Origin of the sequence: Nonomuraea sp. NPDC049709 (genome assembly GCF_040674815.1) — a bacterium.
Taxonomy (GTDB): domain Bacteria; phylum Actinomycetota; class Actinomycetes; order Streptosporangiales; family Streptosporangiaceae; genus Nonomuraea.
In genome coordinates, this window is record NZ_JBFANM010000144.1 from 1 (window position 1) to 15,700 (window position 15,700).

Sequence of the window (15,700 nt, forward strand, 5' to 3'; positions counted from 1 at the left end):
CCCGGGTCAGCTGAAAGCGTTAACCGGCCAACGCCCAGAACCAGCGTCATTAGCCGGATAATGCTGGGACAACGCAATGGCCGAATCGTTCTTCAGCGCGCTCAAGAACGAGTGGCTGCACCGATTCGTCTTCACCACCCGAGCCAAGGCCAGGCGGCAGGTCATCCGCTACATCGAAGGGTTCTACAACCACCGGCGCCTGCATTCGGCGCTCGGCTACCGACCACCCTTCGAAGTGCTCAACGAGTCCCTTTCAACCACGACGGCCGCATAGGCTACGCCCATAAGACGGCTGTCCGGAATCTCCGTGGCCCCTCAGTGCGTGATGCCGTCAGCGACTGGCTCAGCAAAGGTCTCAAGGGCAGGTCCGAGAACACCGTCACCAAGCTACGCATCCTCGCGGAGACGCACGTTATCCCCAGGCTGGGGAAAATGAAGCTCCAGCAGTTACGCGCCGATCACGTGGATGAGTGGCTCGACGAACTCTCAAGCGAGCTGGCCACCCGGACACTACGAGATGTCCACAGCGTGCTGAAGCGGGCCACCCGGCAAGCCCAAGCACGAGACCTGGTGCTGAGGAACGTTGCCGAGCTGGTCACTACGCCCACGGGCAAGGATGGCCGGCCAAGCAAGGCACTCACCCGGCACCAGGCGGACGCGATGCTCAAGGCAGCGGAGTCCTCCGAACTCCACGCCTACGTAGTGTTGAGCCTCACCACCGGGGTCCGTACTGAGGAAGCCCGTGCGCTGCGCTGGGATCACGTCGTTGCCTGGGTCCCCAGCCTCAAGGCGTGGCATCCGGTGACCGAGGCAGGTTCAAGCACAAGAGGTTCGCCATCTACGTCTGGCGAGCCGACCGAGTAGGAGGTGACACCAAGACCCGCAAGTCACGCCGGACACTGGAACTGCCCAAGCTCGCCGCTGGCGCTCCGGCAACACCACACCCGCCAGGCCACCCACAAGCTAAAGGCGGGGGAGGCGTGGCAAGATCACGATCTGGTGTTCTGCACGAACGTCGGTACCCCGCTTGACGCGGCGAACGTACGGCGAGCGTTCCGGCACATCACCAGGAACGCGGGGATCGGCACCGACTGGACGCCCCGCGAACTGCGTCACTCGTTCGTCTCGATCATGAGTGACCAGGGCGTACCCATCGAGACCATCGCCGATCTCGTCGGGCACGCGGGCACCAGCGTCACAGAAGCGGTCTACTGGCACCAGCTCAAGCCGGTGATCACCAAGGGCGCCCACACCATGAACACCGTCTTCGGCGACAAGCCGACGGGTTGAGTCCGAGTGAGTTGGCTCCCCGATTGGCTCCTATCGACTTCCGGAAACGGAAAAGGGCCCGATCCGCTTAGCGGATCAAGCCCTTCACCTGGTCAAACTGTGTCGGGGTGGCGGGATTTGAACCCACGACCTCTTCGTCCCGAACGAAGCGCGCTGCCAAGCTGCGCTACACCCCGGTGCACGCCGTCGTCGTGCGCGTGCTTGGAAAAGTCTAGCGGACTTCCAAGGTGCTTGTGACCGCCTTTATCTCCGGGGAACCAGCGTGAGGAGCGTCGCCTCCGGGAAGCAGGCGAAGCGGGCCGGGGCGTACGGCGAGGTGCCCAGGCCGGCCGACACGTGCAGCCAGGCCAAGTCGTGGCGGCTCAGGCCCTTGACCCGGGCCCGGTCGATGCCGCAGTTGGTCACCAGGGCGCCGTAGAACGGGATGCAGAGCTGGCCCCCGTGCGTGTGGCCGGCCAGCAGGAGTTGGTAGCCGTCCGCGGCGAAGCGGGTCATGTTGCGGGGCTCCGGTGAATGCATGACGCCCAGGCGCAGGTCCGCGTCCGCCGGTGCCGGGCCCGCCACGAGGTCGTAGCGGTCGCGGGAGATGTGGGAGTCGTGGATGCCGGCCACGGCCACGTCCAGGTCGCCCACCTTGATGCGGGCCGTGGTGTTGTTCATGTCGAGCCAGCCCTCGGCGGCCATGCCCGCCCCCAGCTCCTCCCACGGGAGGGTGGGCACGTGCTGGCGCCGCTCGTTCTTCGACGTGCGCCACAGGTAGCGGGCCGGGTTTTTCGGCTTCGGGGCGTAGAGGTCGTTGGAGCCGTAGACGAACAGGCCGGGGCGGGACAGCAGGGGCTCCAGGGCGTGCAGGAGCGCGGGCACGGACTCCGGGTGCGCGATCGAGTCGCCGGTGTTGACGACGAGGTCGGGCTCCAGGGCGCCCAGCGAGCGGACCCAGTTGATCAGCATGGTCCGGCGCGGCGTCAGGTGCAGGTCCGACAGGTGGAGGACGCGCACGGGACGCTGGCCGCGCTCCAGCACGGGTACGTCGAAGCGGCGCAGACGGAACCAGTTTCGCTCCACCACGGAGGCGTAGCCCAGCCCGGCCAGGCCGAGACCGAGCATGGACAGGGGCACTGCGACTGCTTTCCTCACGTACTCATGATGCCCGACATCCGGCGCGAGGCGACCGGGTAGTCCGCGCAGACGGCAAGATGGAGCGCATGAGCGGATTGAAGGACAAGCTGAAGGCCGATCTGACGGCCTCGCTGAAGAACAAGGACGAGGTACGTCTCCGGACGGTCCGGATGGCACTGGCCGCCGTGAACGTCGAGGAGGTCGCCGGCAAGCAGGCCCGGGAGCTGACCGATGACGAGATCATCAAGGTCCTGACCAAGGAGGCCAAGAAGCGGCGGGAGGCGGCGGAGGCGTTCGGCAACGCGGGGCGGGCCGAGCAGGCGCAGGCGGAGCTGGACGAGCAGGCGGTGCTGGAGGAGTACCTCCCGGCGCAGCTCTCCGACGAGGAGCTGGCCGCGCTGGTCGACGCGGCCATCGCCGAGACCGGCGCCGTGGGGCCGCAGGCCATGGGGCAGGTCATGAAGGCCGTCAACCCCAAGGTGGCCGGGCGGGCCGAGGGCGGCCGGGTCGCGGCCGCGGTCCGCGCCAAGCTGGCCGGTTAGCGGGCAAGCCAGGCCGGTAAGCGGGCAAGGCAAGTCGGTAAGCGGGCAAGGCAGGCCGCCGGCACAAGCTGCGAGAGGGCCTCAGTGCCGTCCCAGAGGCCCTGGGAAGGGCTTCAGCGCCGTCTCAGCGGGCCCGGGAGGGTCTGGGCCATGTCTCTGCCATGGGCCTCCCCCCACGTCCGTGGGCGGAGGCCTCAGCGGCCCGGTGTGATCGGTCCGGCGTCGCCGCCGCGCCCGCGCCCGCCTCCGGGCCCGTCTCCGTCGCCCGGCCCGTCGCCGCGCCCGTCAGGCGGCCCGTCCCCGTCACCGGGGTCGAAGATGTCGAACGGGTTGTCCGGCCCTTCCTCGTCCTTCTTCTTCTTGGGCGGCTTGGGCGCGCAGTTGTCCGTGCAGCCGCCGAACCGCGAGCGGTCGACCTCCGCGAACTCGGTCGGCTCGATCCCCTTGAGCGCCTGGATCATGGAGTCCTTCCAGACCCGCCCGGAGATCGACGCGCCGTACACGTACGGGTAGTAGCGCCCCCCGATCGTGATCCCGATCAGTTTGTGGGCGGAGGTGCCGCGCGGATCGCCCAGGCTGACGGCGGAGGCCAGGTTCGGGGTGTAACCGGCGAACCAGGCCGACATGTAGTTGTCGGTCGTCCCCGTCTTGCCGGCCGCGTCGCGCCCGATGCCGCCGACCTCCTGCATCGTGCCCTTGGTGAACACCCCGGACAGGATGCCGTTGACCGCGTCGGCGACCTCTTCCTCCAGCACCTGGGAGCACTTGGGCTTGTACTGCTTGGCCTTGCCGTTCCGGTCCTTGATCTCGGTGATGGCCAGCGGCCTGCAGTATTGGCCGCGCGAGGCGAAGACCGCGTAGGAGCTGGCGATGGTGACGGGGTCGACCTCGTTGACCCCGAGCGTGAACGTCTCCACCTCGGAGAGCTTCTGCCCGTCGGCCCGCTTGACGCCGAGCTTCTTGGCCATCTTGACCACGTCGCAGAGCCCGACCTTCTCCTGCAGCTTGACGAAGAACGTGTTCACCGAGCCCCAGGTGCCGCTCTCCAGCGTCTTGAAGCCGCCGCCGCCCTCGCTGGAGTTGCGTACGGTGTGCGACGGGTCGCCGACGTTCTGGCCCTTGCAGTTCTTGAACGTGCTGTAGCCACCGGCGGTGTAGCCGGCCGGGGACGGGAAGCCGTCGCCGTATTTCAGGCCCTCCTCCAGCGCCGTGGCCAGCGTGTAGACCTTGGCCGTGGAGCCCTGCTGGAACCCGCGCCCGCCACCGTGCGCCGCGTCGGCCACGATGTTGTAGCTCATCTCGTTCTTCTTCTTGCTCTGGCCGAACTTCCGCGAGGCGGCCATCGCCTTGATCTCGCCGGTGCCAGGGACGATCATGGCCTGCGAGGCCACGGGCTTGTCCTTGGTGCTGACGTACTTCTTGATCGCCTTCTCGGCGGCTTCCTGCATCTTCGGGTCGATCGTGGTCTTGATCTTCAGACCGCCCCGCTGGAGCAGCTTCCTGCGCTCGTCCTGGTTCTTGCCGAAGTCCTCGTTGTTGAGGATCTCGTACTGGACGTAGAGGCAGAAGTACGGGACCTCGCTGACCTCGCAGCCGCCGGGCACCTTGACGTCCTTGTAGCCCAGCTTCTTCGCCTTGGCCTCAGCGGCCTCCGGAGGCGTGATCTTGCCGAGCTCGGCCATCCGGTCCAGCACGGTGTTGCGCCGCTCGAGCAGCCGCTCGCGGGACTCGGGGCCGACGTTGGGGTCGGTCCTGGCCGGGTTCTGTACGGCGCCGGCCAGCGTGGCGGCCTCGACGAGGGTGAGTTTGGAGGCCGGCTTGTCGAAGAAGCGCCTGGAGGCCGCCTGGATGCCGTGCGCGCCCGCGCCGAAGTAGGCGATGTTGAGATATTTCTCAAGAATCTGGTTCTTGGAGTATTTCTTCTCGATCGCCATGGCGTAGCGCAGCTCGGCCAGCTTGCGGGAGACCGTCGGCGCGATGGCCGCCGCCTGCTCCTCGGGCGTCTCGGCCTTGTTGACCAGCACCTGCTTGACGTACTGCTGGGTGATCGAGGAGCCACCCTGCGTCACGCCGCCACTGGTCAAATTCTTGACGAGCGCTCTGGCCGTTCCTTCCACATCGATCGGTCCGTGCTGGTAGAAACGGAAGTCCTCGATCGCGATCAGCGCCGTCTGCATGATCGGGGCGACCTGGTCGAGGCTTACGGACTGCCGGTTCTCGAAGTAGAACTGCGCGATCTTCTTCCCGTCGGCGTCGAGCAGTTCGGTGCGCTCGGGCAGAGGAGGTTCGTCGAGTTCTTCGGGCTTGAGGTTGAGCCCCTCCACCGCCGTCTTGGTGGACACTCCCGCTCCGCCGACCGCCGGCAACGCCACGGCGGCCGCGAGCACCCCGGCCGCCGATCCGGCGATGATGAGCCGCAGGACGTTGAGGACGGGGTTGGAACGATCTTTGCCACGCGCTTGCACGCTACCAAGAGTACGTCGAAAGACTGACCTTTCCGGTAGCACGACACCATTTCGCCTTGACTGGCGGGGGTGACTAGTCATTCCCGGTCAAGACTGCTGCGAGAAATTGGTCCTCTGGGGTCTGTCGGCCCGAACGTCTAGTTGCGTACGTTCTCCCTGCGGCAACTGAATACGGAGGCTCGGCGCCCGCGCCCGTCGGCCCCAAATGACGACTGACCACCTAAGGGGAGTGGGGTCGAAAAATGTGGATCACGGATTGGACCTCCCGTGCCGCCTGTAAGGGTGCGGATCCGGATGCCCTGTTCGTGCAGGGCGCCGCGCAGAACAGAGCCAAGCTCATCTGCCGGGGCTGCCCGGTCCGTACTGAATGCCTCGCCGATGCGTTGGACAATCGCATCGAGTTCGGGGTGTGGGGCGGTATGACCGAACGGGAACGACGTGCCCTGCTGCGGCGGCGGCCCGACGTGGACTCGTGGCGCGAGTTGCTCGAGTCCGCCAAGGAAGAGTACGAACGAACCAACGAGCTGATCGCCGGCTGACCCCAGCCCGGCGGCCGCGTACGGCCGGCGTCGCCCGCCGGCCGTACTTCTATGCGGTCGCCAGCAGATTCCCGATCTGCCGAAGACCCGTCAGATCGTGGACGTCCTCGGACATGGCGCGAACCTGCACCACGGGCACCGTGGGGTGGGCCGAGACGAAATGCTCCTGCTCGCGGCTCTCGCGGGCGGCGAGCTGCATCCGCCCGGCGTGCAGCCGCAGCACGGCGGCGGTGAGCTCGTGCTCGCCCCTCGACTCCAGATCCTCCGCGGCGGCGGCGCTGCGGGCGGCGGAGAGCGCCGAGGCCGGCGACTCGTGCACCCGGTTGACCACCAGGCCGGCCAGGGGCATGCGCTCCTCGGCCAGGCGCTCCACGAAGTAGGACGCCTCGCGCATCGCGTCGCGCTCGGGCGCGGCCACCACGAGGAAGGCCGTGCCCGGCGCCTGGAGCAGCCGGTACGTCATGTCGGCGCGCTGCCTGAACCCGCCGAACACCGCGTCCAGCGCGGACACGAACGTCTGCAGGTCCTTGATCACCTGGGCGCCCAGCAACTTGGTCATCGCCCCCGCCATCAACCCGAACCCGGCGTTGAGCAGCCGGAACGCGCTGCGCCCGCCGGCCTTGGCCGGCGCGGTCAGCAGCCGGATGAACCGGCCGTCGAGGAAGCGCCCGAGCCGCTCGGGCGCGTCCAGGAAGTCCAGCGCCGAGCGCGAGGGCGGCGTGTCCACGATGATCAGGTCCCACTCGTCCGAGCGGCGGAGCTGGCCCAGCTTCTCCATGGCCATGTACTCCTGCGTGCCCGAGAAGCTGGAGGAGAGGGACTGGTAGAAGGGGTTCGACAGGATCTGGCGGGCCCGCTCGGGGTCGGCGTGCGCCTCGATGATCTCGTCGAACGTGCGCTTCATGTCGAGCATCATGGCGAAGAGCTGCCCGTCGCCCTCGGGCGAGCTGACCAGACGCGGGGTGTTGTCCAGCTCGGTCAGTCCCATCGACTGGGCCAGCCGCCGGGCCGGGTCCACGGTCAGCACGACCACGCACCTGCCGCGCTCGGCGGCCCGCAGGCCGAGGGCGGCCGCGGTCGTGGTCTTGCCCACGCCGCCGGCGCCGCAGCAGACGACGATCCGGGTGCCCCGGTCGTCGAGGATCGCGTCGATGTCGAGTCTGGCGGGCTTCTTCACGCTGCTCCCTGGGTGCGGATGCTCTCTGCCAGCTCGTACAGGCCGGCCAGGTCCACCCCGTCGGCCAGCAGCGGCAGCTCGTACCTCTTCAGCCCGGCCTCGGCCAGCGTCTCGCGCTCGGCGCGCTCCAGCTCCGTGCGGTGGGCGTGCTCGACGATCTCCGCGGCGAGCGCCTCCGCCAGTGCCGTGGCCTGAGCGCCGTCGGCGACGCCGGTCGCCTTGAGCCCGAGCGCGATCTCCTCGGCGTCGAACCGGCCCTTGACAGCCGTGTCAAGAGCGGTTTGGGGCAGAAGTGACTCGCGCACCATGTTGATGAAGATTCCACCCGGGGGAAGGCCGGCGGAGCGCAATTCGGCCAGGCCGTCGAGCGTCTCCTGCACCGGCATCTCCTCCAGAAGCGTGACGAAGTGCACCGCGGTTTCCGGGGACTTCACGACGCCGCTGACGAGGTCGGAATGGTTCTTGATGGGCCCGACCTTGGCCAGGCCCGCCACCTCCTTGGTGACGTTCAGGAAGCGCGTGATGCGGCCCGTGGGCGGCGCGTCGAGCACGACGGCGTCGTAGATCCGGCGGCCGTTCCTGCCGCGCCTGCGCACCGCCTCGGTGGTCTTGCCCGTGACGAGCACGTCGCGGAAGCCGGGGGCCACGGTGGTGGCGAAGTCGACGATGCCCATCTTGGTCAGCGCGCGACCCGCCCGGCGCATCCCGTAGAACATCTCCATGTACTCGAGCATGGCTTCTTCGGGGTCGATGGCCAGCGCGTACACGTCACCGCCCGACGGCGCGACCGCGATCCTGCGCTCCTCGTAGGGGAGCGGCGGCAGGTCGAAGATCTGCGCGATGCCCTGCCTGCCCTCCACCTCCACGAGCAGCACCTTGCGACCGCCTGAGGCCAGGGCGAGGGCGAGGGCGGCGGCGACGGTCGTCTTGCCGGTGCCGCCCTTGCCGGTGACGACGTGCAGCCGTACGTCGGCCCAATCCGTGTCCGGAGAGTCCACGTTTCGAGGCTACCGAACGGTCACTTGTCGAAAGCCGACGACCACCGTTTGAGATTGCTCACAATAAGCTGCCCCCATGAAGAAGTGGGAGTACCTCACAGCCCCAGTGCTGATCCACAACACCAAGATGATTCTCGACAACTTCGGCGCGGACGGCTGGGAGCTGGTCCAGATCCTCCAGGGCGCCACGCCGGAGCAGCTCGTCGCCTACTTCAAGAGGGAGAAGCAGTGACCCCTGAGCAGAAGCTCGAGGAGCTCGGCCTGAAGCTGCCCGAGGTGCCGGCGCCCGTGGCGGCCTACGTCCCGGCCGTGCGCACCGGCGACCTCGTCTACACCTCGGGCCAGGTGCCCCTGGTCGACGGCAAGCTGGCCAGGACCGGCAAGCTGGGCGCCGACCTGACCACCGAGGAAGGCGTGGAGATGGCGCGCATCTGCGCGCTCAACGCGCTGGCCGCGCTCAAGTCCGAGGTCGGTGACCTGTCCAAGGTCGTCCGCATCGTCAAGGTCGTCGTGTTCGTGGCCAGCGAGCCGTCCTTCACCGACCAGCCGAAGGTCGGCAACGGCGCCAGCGAGCTGTTCGGCCAGGTGCTGGGCGAGGCCGGCAAGCACGCGCGCAGCGCCGTGGGCGTCGCCTCCCTGCCGCTCGACGCGCCCGTGGAAGTGGAGCTGATCGCCGAAGTCGGCTGATGGGGCATATGTCACCATGACCGAGTGATGTTCTAGGAGGAGGTCATGTGACTGGATTGCCGCTTCCAGCCGAACTCGCCGCCCGGGCGCGGGAAGTCCTCGCCGGGCGGATCCAGCCGGTGCCGGCGCGGGACGCCGCCACGGTGGTGCTCCTGCGCCCGGGACCGGAGGTCTACCTGCTGCGGCGCAAGGCCACGATGGCCTTCGCGGCAGGCGCGTACGTCTTCCCCGGCGGCTCCGTGGACGTCCGCGACACCGATCAGGCCGTCGCCTGGGCCGGGCCGTCCCCGGCGGAGTGGGGCGAGGTCTTCAACGCCGGCGAGCGGCTGGCCCGCGGGCTGGTGTGTGCGGCGGTGCGCGAGACGTTCGAGGAGTCCGGCGTGCTCCTGGCGGGGCCCGGGCCCGACTCCGTGGTGGCCGACACCACGGGTGCGGACTGGGAGGCCGACAGGCTGGCGCTGATCGACCGCAGCCTCGGCTTCGCGGACTTCCTCGCCCGGCGCGGCCTGGTGCTCCGCTCCGACCTGCTCAAGGCGTGGGCGCACTGGATCACGCCGGAGATCGAGCACAAGCGGTTCGACACCCGGTTCTTCGCCGCCGTGCTGCCCGAGGGGCAGCGCACGCGCGACGTGGGCGGGGAGGCCGACCAGGTCGTCTGGCAGCGCCCGGACGAGGCCATAGAGCTGGCGCACAAGGGGGAGATCTTCCTCATGCCGCCCACGTACCGGACGTTGAGCGAGCTCTCGGCGTACGCCAGCGTGGCCGGCGTCCTGGCCGCGCACCGGGAGATCGTCACCATCATGCCGAGAGCCGTCGAGATCGAGGGCGCGATGCGGCTGGTTACCACATGAGCGGGCTTCACATCCCGCTCGACACGCCCGACGGGTCGCGTACCGATCACGCCGAGAACCTGCTGGCCCCCAACCCCTCGGCGATGACCCTCGACGGCACCAACACGTGGGTGATCGGGACCGGCGAGGAGGTGGTCGTCGTCGATCCCGGGCCGCAGGACGAGTCGCACCTGAGCCGCGTGCGCGAGCACCTGGGCGCGCGCCGCGTCACCGAGATCCTGCTCACCCACGGCCACTTCGATCACAGCGGCGGCGCCAGGAGCTTCGCGGGCATGGTCGGCGCGCCCGTGCGCGCCCTGGACCCGCGCCACCGGCTGGGGGACGAGGGGCTCGCCGACGGCGACGTGGTGACCGTGGCCGGCCTGGAGATCCACGTGTACGGCACCCCGGGCCACTCGTTCGACTCGCTGTGCTTCTGGCTGCCGGCGGACCGGGCGATGCTCACCGGCGACACCGTGCTCGGCAGGGGCACCACGATCATCGCCCGCGACGGCGGCCTGGCCGACTATCTGCGCAGCCTCGACCGGCTCAGAGCGGCGGCCGAGAGCCTGGAGGCGCGGGCGCTGCTGCCCGGCCACGGCCCGGTGCTGCCCGATCCGATCGGCGCGCTCGACGGCTACATCGCCCACCGGCGCGAGCGGCTCGACCAGATCAGGGCGGCGCGCGAGCAGGGCGCGCGCACGCCACGCGAGATCGTCAAGATCGTGTACGCCGACGTCGACCGATCGCTCTGGCCGGCCGCCGAGATGTCGGTGCTGGCGCAGCTGGACTATCTGGACCGGTTGTAGAGGCGGTCCATGTCGAGGATGACCACGGCCTTGGCCTCGATCCGCAGCCAGCCGCGCTGGGCGAAGTCGGCCAGCGCCTTGTTGACCGTCTCCCGTGAGGCGCCGACGAGCTGCGCCAGCTCCTCCTGGGTCAGGTCGTGGTGCACCCGCAGGCCGTCGTCGGTCTTGGTGCCGAACCGCTCGGCCAGGTCGAGCAGCTGCTTGGCCACCCGGCCGGGTACGTCGGTGAAGACCAGGTCGGCCAGCACGTCGTTGGTGCGGCGCAGCCGCTGCGCGAGCGCGCGCAGCAGGTGCAGCGCCACCTCGGGCCGGCCGGTCAGCCACGGCCGCAGGTCGTCGTGGCCCAGCCCGGCCAGGCGCACCTCGGTCAGCGCCGTCGCCGTGGCCGTGCGCGGCCGCGGGTCGAACAGCGACAGCTCGCCGAACATCTCGCTCGGCCCCAGCACGCTCAGCAGGTTTTCCCGCCCGTCCGGGGAGGTGCGGGAAAGCTTGATCTTGCCTTCCAGCACCACGTAGAGCCGGTCGCCCGTCTCGTTCTCGTGGAAGAGCGTCTGCCCCTTGGACAGCTGGACTTCGGTGATGCTCGTGCGCAGCGCGGCGGCACTCTCGCGGTCCAGCGCGGCGAACAGGGGGGCCTTGCCCAGCACATCTTCGGTGTTCACTCTGCCTCCTCTGCTGCCATTGTGACTCACCCCACTCCGGACAGCACACACAGGCTATGGGAATGCCGGAGTGTTCGGAGCCTGTCCAGGTGCGTCGACTCCCGGGGGAAAGGTACCGGACGGCCTGATTCATACCGCGACCGGCACTCCTCGGAGCTCAGCCCGCCCTTCGGTAATCCCCGGAGAGGAGGTCGTCCACGGAGGCCACCGCCGCCGCCACCGACCGGCTGAGCAGGACCCGGAGCACGTCCGCGGCCTGCGGGCGGGAGGCGGGTTCGGGGTGGCGGCACTGCTCGACCGCGATCCGCAGCGCGGGCCACAGCACGGAGGTGTCGCCGTCCTCGGCGCCGGTGGCCGCGAAGACCACCAGGTCGGCCCAGGCCCGTACGTCCTCCGCCCGCGGCAGGCCGGACTCCGTCGAGGAGCGCTGCCACCCGATGAGCACCTGGCCGCGCGCGCCCAGCGCCACGCTCTCCTTGCTGAGCCGTACCCCGGCGGTGCCGCGCGCGTGCAGCTTGGCCATGGCCGCGACGCAGGTCACGGCGAGCCGGTGCAGCGCCTGACCGCGCATCGGACCTCCGTGCCGGACGAACTCCGCCAGCGTCGCTCCCTGATCACCCATGACGACCCCCTTCCAAGGCGCCAGGTTGTACGCGGATGGGCCGTCCTTGGTTCAACCGTTCCCCGGAGCTTCTACTCTTGCCGCATGGCGACGAACGCGGCGGGGCGCAAGCCTGAGACCCAGCTCGCTCTGGTTCGGCGGGCGCGCAAGATGAACCGCATCCTCGCGGAGACCTACCCGGACGCCCATTGCGAGCTCGATTTCGGCAACCCGCTGGAGCTGCTGGTCGCGACCATCCTGTCCGCACAGTGCACGGACAAGCGGGTCAACATGGTCACCCCCACCCTCTTCGCGAAATATCCAACCGTGGAGGACTACGCCGCCGCCGACCGGCCGGAGATGGAAGAGATCATCCGCTCGACCGGCTTCTTCCGCGCGAAGACCAACAGCATCATCGGCATGGCTCAGGCGGTGTGCGAGCGCCACGGCGGCGAGGTGCCCGGCAGGCTGAAAGACCTGGTCGCGCTGCCCGGCGTGGGCCGCAAGACGGCGAACGTGGTGCTGGGCAACGCGTTCGACGTGCCGGGACTGACCGTGGACACCCACTTCCAGCGGCTCGTCCGCCGGTTCCGCTGGACCGAGGAGACCGACCCCGTCAAGATCGAGCACGCCGTGGGCGAGCTGCTGCCCAAGCGGGAGTGGACGATCTTCTCGCACCGGGTGATCTGGCACGGCCGCCGCATCTGCCACGCCCGGCGGCCGGCGTGCGGTGTGTGCCCGCTGGCCGCGCTCTGCCCGTCGTACGGCACCGGCCCCACGGCCCCCGCCGAGGCCACCAAGCTTGTCAGGCCCGGCCCCTTCTCCTGATCGAGGGAAGTCATTCGCGCCCCGGCGTGTTGGAGGATGCGTGACCCAAGTCCCCGACTGGCTTGAAAGACTGGCGGCGCAAGCGCAGCAGATCCGTGTCCCCCCTTTCTTCCGGCCGCCCAGCCGGGGAGGCCGGGCGGCGGCGGTGCTGATGTTGTTCGGCGAGGGGCCCAACGGCCCTGACGTGCTCCTCATCCAGCGCAGCACGCGCGGCCGCAGGCACCCGGGGCAGCCCGCCTTCCCCGGCGGCGGCGTGGACCCGGAGGACGCCGGGCCGATCGAGGCCGCCCTGCGGGAGGCCGAGGAGGAGACCGGGGCCGACCCGAGCGGGGTGCACGTGCTGTGCACGATGCCCGAGCTCTACCTCAACCACAGCGACAACCGCGTCACGCCGGTGATCGCCTGGTGGCGCGAGCCGTCGGCGGTGCACGCGGCCTCGCCCGACGAGGTCGACTCCGTGGAGCGGGTGCCGCTCGCCGAGCTGGTCGACCCGGGCAACCGCGTCATGCTGCGGCATCCCCGTGGCACGGCGGGGCCGGCGTTCCGGGTGCGCGGGATGCTGGTGTGGGGGTTCACGGCGATGGTGCTGGACACGGTGCTGCGCGAGGGCGGGCTCGAACAGCCGTGGGATCCGGCGCAGGTGGAGGATCTGCCGCCCGAAGTGGTGACCCTCGCCTCCCGCGGCTAATAGGGCGATCTGAGCGCGACGCCGAGCGAGGCCCAGCCGGCCACGTCCGCGTCGCTGTCGGCCGCCAGCGCCCGCAGCGTCTCCAGGCCCGCCCGGTCCGGCGGCTCGCCGAGCACGTGCTGCAGCGCGTACGCCGCGCCGTACCTGACCCGGGGGTCGTTGTGGGCGGCCAGGTCGATCACGGACGGGAGCGAGCGCGGGTCCGCCAGGTGGCCGAACGCGATCAGCACCGAATAGAGCACCATGGCGTCGTCCTCGCTGGCGGCGAGATAGCGCAGCACCGGCAGCGTACGGTCCACGAACGGCCGCAGCATCCCCATGATGTCCACGCCGAGGAGACGTTCGGCGACGCTGTCGGCGGCGCACAGCCGCCGCGCCTCGATGAACGACTCCAGGTCGCCCCGCTGGCGCAGCAAGGAGATCACATGCCAGCGCAGAGGGCCGTCAGGATCGGTGTCGCGCAGCGCTGCCTGGATGAGATCGCGCACTGTTCCCTCGTCCGGCGGCATACCGCTCAAGATAGCCAGGTGAGTGACGCCGTCCTGATCGAAGACGTGCACACTTGACCGTATCGCTGGTTACCTTTGAAGCGTGCGCGGTGATCTGCTTGACCTCATCTTGATCGGCCTCGTGATCGCCTTCGGCATCTCGGGTTACCGGCAGGGTTTCATCATCGGGGCCATGAGCTTCGTGGGGTTCGTCGGCGGTGCCGTGCTGGGCGTCTTCATCGCGCCGCCCGTCTCCAAGGCCGTCGTCGACGGTGACACGCCGCAGGCGCTGCTCGCCATCGTGATCGTCTTTCTCGCCGCGACCATCGGCCAGTTCGCCTCCTCGACACTAGGCGCCGTCGTGCGCAGCCACGTCACCTGGGAGCCCGCCAAGGTGGCCGACGCGATCGGGGGCACGTTCGCCAGCGCGCTGTCGGTGCTGGTCATCGCCTGGCTGATCGGGTCGCTGATCGTCTCGACGGCCTTCACCCCGCTCGTCGACCAGGTCAAGAACTCCGCGCTGCTGACCACGGTCGACGACGCCATCCCGCAGGCCGCGCGCAACTGGCAGCAGCCGTTCAAGAAGTTCATCGACCGCTCGGAGTTCCCGCCGGTCTTCGACGCCATCGGCGCCGGCCAGCTCATCGACGTGCAGCCGCCCGACCAGAGCGTGCTGCAGGGCGCCAAGCTGAGCCGGGCCCGCCGCGCGATCGTCAAGGTGCAGGGCAACGCCGAGAGCTGCAACAAGCACATCGAGGGCACCGGCTTCGTCTACGCCCCCGGCCGGATCATGACCAACGCCCACGTGGTCGCCGGCGTCACCCGTGACCTGCAGGTCATCGACTCCACCGGCGCCCGCCACGCGGCCACGGTCGTGCGCTACAACCCGCGGCGCGACATCGCCGTCCTCTACGTGCCGGAGCTCAACCTGCCGCAGCTCTCCTTCGACGGCGACGGCAGCCGCGGTGACAACGCGATCATCGCCGGGTTCCCGAAGGGCAAGGGCTTCACCGCCGAGCCGGCCAGGATCGGCGGCCAGCTCGACGCCGAGGGCCCCGACATCTACCGGGAGAACACGGTCAGGCGGAAGGTCTACGCGATCCGCGGCCAGGTGCTGCCGGGCAACTCTGGCGGGCCGCTGCTCACGGTGGACGGCCGGGTCTACGGCGTGATCTTCGCCGCCGCGATCAACGAGGAGCAGACCGGCTACGTGCTGACGGCCGAGGAGGTCTCTCCCGACGCCTCGGCGGGCCGCAGCGACACCTCGCCGGCCAGCACGCAGGAGTGCGACTGATCAGCTGATCCAGAAGGGACCCTCCCCTTCGCACGCGCACTCATCGACACCGCGATGGAGCTGATCGCCGAGCAGGGCGTGCAAGGGTTCTCGCTGGCGGAGGCCAGGCGGCTCGGGGTCGCGGTCAGCGCCCCCTACCGGCACTTCGCCGACCGCGACGAGTTGCTCCTGGCGGTCGGGACCCGCGTCGGGGAGCTGCTGGTCACGGCCGTGATGGCCGAGCGCGGCGGCGACTCGCCGGAGGACCGGCTGGTGGCGGTGGCCAGGGGATACGTGCGGTTCGCCGCCAAGCACCGGACGTTGTTCGAGGCCGTGTTCGGCACCCTGTCGCCGATCGCCGAGCCGGAGCTCGAACGGGCCGCCCAGCCGGTGAAGGAGGCCTTCCGCACGGCCGCCATGGCGCTGTCGGGCGGCGATCCGGTGGCGGCGGAGGCACTGGGGACGGCCGTGGCCGCCACCGCGCACGGGCTCGCGGGGCTGCTGCACCTGGGCATGTTCGGCGAGGGCGAGCGGGCCGTGGACATGGCGGTCCAGCGCGCGACGGGCGCCACGCGCGCGCTGGTCGCGGGCCGCGCCGCGCTGGGCTAGCGGCAATGCCGGGAAGTTAAGGGCTTGGGGCTGCTGTCAACCGATGTTCGGTGAGGACGTTGATGGTGGTGTTTGCGCGGTGGTTGGTGCGGTCG

Annotated in this window: 19 protein-coding genes, 1 tRNA gene and 1 pseudogene; 13 read left to right on the plus strand and 8 right to left on the minus strand. The window is 69.5% G+C overall.

Going from position 1 to position 15,700, the window contains the following annotated elements; translation table 11 throughout:
- The 3 genes and pseudogenes from AB0J69_RS59270 to AB0J69_RS59280 form a co-directional block, all read left to right on the plus strand.
- Positions 1–274, plus strand: a pseudogene (locus AB0J69_RS59270) (integrase core domain-containing protein); the annotation flags it as partial.
- Between the two features lie 44 nt (positions 275–318).
- Positions 319–864 (plus strand): hypothetical protein, encoded by a 546-nt coding sequence (locus AB0J69_RS59275; protein ID WP_364137667.1) that lies wholly within the window; start codon positions 319–321, stop codon positions 862–864.
- Between the two features lie 3 nt (positions 865–867).
- Complete coding sequence (locus AB0J69_RS59280) at positions 868–1,290, plus strand: tyrosine-type recombinase/integrase (RefSeq protein WP_364137669.1); 423 nt, start codon at positions 868–870, stop codon at positions 1,288–1,290.
- 102 nt (positions 1,291–1,392) lie between these two features.
- Here AB0J69_RS59280 and AB0J69_RS59285 read toward each other — a convergent pair.
- Both AB0J69_RS59285 and AB0J69_RS59290 read right to left on the minus strand, forming a co-directional pair.
- Positions 1,393–1,466: transfer RNA gene (locus AB0J69_RS59285), tRNA-Pro, on the minus strand.
- Positions 1,467–1,533: 67 nt separating this feature from the next.
- Entirely contained in the window at positions 1,534–2,397 is an 864-nt protein-coding gene (locus tag AB0J69_RS59290; RefSeq protein WP_364137693.1) for a metallophosphoesterase, read from the minus strand.
- Positions 2,398–2,495: 98 nt separating this feature from the next.
- Here AB0J69_RS59290 and AB0J69_RS59295 point away from each other — a divergent pair, with 98 nt between their 5' ends.
- On the plus strand, positions 2,496–2,951 hold the full coding sequence (locus tag AB0J69_RS59295; protein ID WP_364137671.1) for a GatB/YqeY domain-containing protein: 456 nt from the start codon (positions 2,496–2,498) through the stop codon (positions 2,949–2,951).
- A 194-nt stretch (positions 2,952–3,145) separates the two neighbouring features.
- On the opposite strand, the gene AB0J69_RS59300 is transcribed toward AB0J69_RS59295, so the two are convergent.
- Entirely contained in the window at positions 3,146–5,416 is a 2,271-nt protein-coding gene (locus AB0J69_RS59300; protein WP_364137673.1) for a transglycosylase domain-containing protein, read from the minus strand.
- Between the two features lie 242 nt (positions 5,417–5,658).
- Here AB0J69_RS59300 and AB0J69_RS59305 point away from each other — a divergent pair, with 242 nt between their 5' ends.
- Complete coding sequence (locus AB0J69_RS59305) at positions 5,659–5,955, plus strand: WhiB family transcriptional regulator (protein ID WP_020542548.1); 297 nt, start codon at positions 5,659–5,661, stop codon at positions 5,953–5,955.
- Positions 5,956–6,004: 49 nt separating this feature from the next.
- Here the strand turns inward: AB0J69_RS59305 and AB0J69_RS59310 are convergent, their stop codons facing one another.
- Both AB0J69_RS59310 and AB0J69_RS59315 read right to left on the minus strand, forming a co-directional pair.
- On the minus strand, positions 6,005–7,132 hold the full coding sequence (locus AB0J69_RS59310; protein ID WP_364137675.1) for an ArsA family ATPase: 1,128 nt from the start codon (positions 7,130–7,132) through the stop codon (positions 6,005–6,007).
- Positions 7,129–8,130, minus strand: coding sequence for an ArsA-related P-loop ATPase (locus AB0J69_RS59315; protein ID WP_364137677.1), 1,002 nt, complete (start codon positions 8,128–8,130; stop codon positions 7,129–7,131). Before AB0J69_RS59315 ends, AB0J69_RS59310 begins: the two co-directional genes overlap by 4 nt.
- 76 nt (positions 8,131–8,206) lie before the next feature.
- Between AB0J69_RS59315 and AB0J69_RS59320 the strand changes: the two genes are divergently transcribed.
- From AB0J69_RS59320 to AB0J69_RS59335, 4 genes are read left to right on the plus strand one after another with little or no spacing between them, the layout of a single operon-like run.
- A complete protein-coding gene (locus AB0J69_RS59320; RefSeq protein ID WP_165959776.1) occupies positions 8,207–8,362 on the plus strand; it encodes a hypothetical protein in 156 nt (51 codons plus the stop codon).
- The gene (locus AB0J69_RS59325) at positions 8,359–8,817 is read left to right on the plus strand and encodes a RidA family protein (protein WP_364137679.1); all 459 of its coding nucleotides are present in this window, start codon (positions 8,359–8,361) and stop codon (positions 8,815–8,817) included. Before AB0J69_RS59320 ends, AB0J69_RS59325 begins: the two co-directional genes overlap by 4 nt.
- Positions 8,818–8,873: 56 nt before the next feature.
- Positions 8,874–9,668 (plus strand): NUDIX hydrolase, encoded by a 795-nt coding sequence (locus AB0J69_RS59330; protein WP_364137695.1) that lies wholly within the window; start codon positions 8,874–8,876, stop codon positions 9,666–9,668.
- Positions 9,665–10,456 carry an MBL fold metallo-hydrolase gene (locus tag AB0J69_RS59335; RefSeq protein ID WP_364137681.1) on the plus strand — a complete coding sequence of 264 codons (792 nt, stop codon included), beginning with the start codon at positions 9,665–9,667 and terminating at the stop codon, positions 10,454–10,456. The genes AB0J69_RS59330 and AB0J69_RS59335 overlap by 4 nt, the downstream gene beginning before the upstream one ends.
- Here AB0J69_RS59335 and AB0J69_RS59340 read toward each other — a convergent pair.
- Together AB0J69_RS59340 and AB0J69_RS59345 are read right to left on the minus strand one after the other, a co-directional pair.
- Positions 10,438–11,073, minus strand: coding sequence for a Crp/Fnr family transcriptional regulator (locus AB0J69_RS59340; RefSeq protein WP_225275898.1), 636 nt, complete (start codon positions 11,071–11,073; stop codon positions 10,438–10,440). The genes AB0J69_RS59335 and AB0J69_RS59340 overlap by 19 nt on opposite strands.
- 202 nt (positions 11,074–11,275) lie before the next feature.
- Complete coding sequence (locus AB0J69_RS59345; RefSeq protein ID WP_364137683.1) at positions 11,276–11,740, minus strand: hypothetical protein; 465 nt, start codon at positions 11,738–11,740, stop codon at positions 11,276–11,278.
- An 84-nt stretch (positions 11,741–11,824) separates the two neighbouring features.
- Here AB0J69_RS59345 and nth point away from each other — a divergent pair, with 84 nt between their 5' ends.
- Both nth and AB0J69_RS59355 read left to right on the plus strand, forming a co-directional pair.
- Positions 11,825–12,547 (plus strand): endonuclease III, encoded by a 723-nt coding sequence (gene nth / locus AB0J69_RS59350; RefSeq protein ID WP_364137685.1) that lies wholly within the window; start codon positions 11,825–11,827, stop codon positions 12,545–12,547.
- A gap of 40 nt (positions 12,548–12,587) precedes the next feature.
- Complete coding sequence (locus AB0J69_RS59355; RefSeq protein WP_364137687.1) at positions 12,588–13,235, plus strand: CoA pyrophosphatase; 648 nt, start codon at positions 12,588–12,590, stop codon at positions 13,233–13,235.
- On the opposite strand, the gene AB0J69_RS59360 is transcribed toward AB0J69_RS59355, so the two are convergent.
- Positions 13,232–13,744: a HEAT repeat domain-containing protein gene (locus tag AB0J69_RS59360; protein ID WP_364137689.1), complete on the minus strand. Its 513-nt coding sequence runs from the start codon at positions 13,742–13,744 to the stop codon at positions 13,232–13,234. The two genes, AB0J69_RS59355 and AB0J69_RS59360, sit on opposite strands and share 4 nt — an antisense overlap.
- A gap of 82 nt (positions 13,745–13,826) precedes the next feature.
- Here AB0J69_RS59360 and AB0J69_RS59365 point away from each other — a divergent pair, with 82 nt between their 5' ends.
- Both AB0J69_RS59365 and AB0J69_RS59370 read left to right on the plus strand, forming a co-directional pair.
- The gene (locus tag AB0J69_RS59365) at positions 13,827–15,017 is read left to right on the plus strand and encodes a MarP family serine protease (protein ID WP_364137691.1); all 1,191 of its coding nucleotides are present in this window, start codon (positions 13,827–13,829) and stop codon (positions 15,015–15,017) included.
- Between the two features lie 42 nt (positions 15,018–15,059).
- Positions 15,060–15,605: a TetR/AcrR family transcriptional regulator gene (locus AB0J69_RS59370; RefSeq protein WP_364137697.1), complete on the plus strand. Its 546-nt coding sequence runs from the start codon at positions 15,060–15,062 to the stop codon at positions 15,603–15,605.
- Positions 15,606–15,700: the final 95 nt, after the last annotated feature.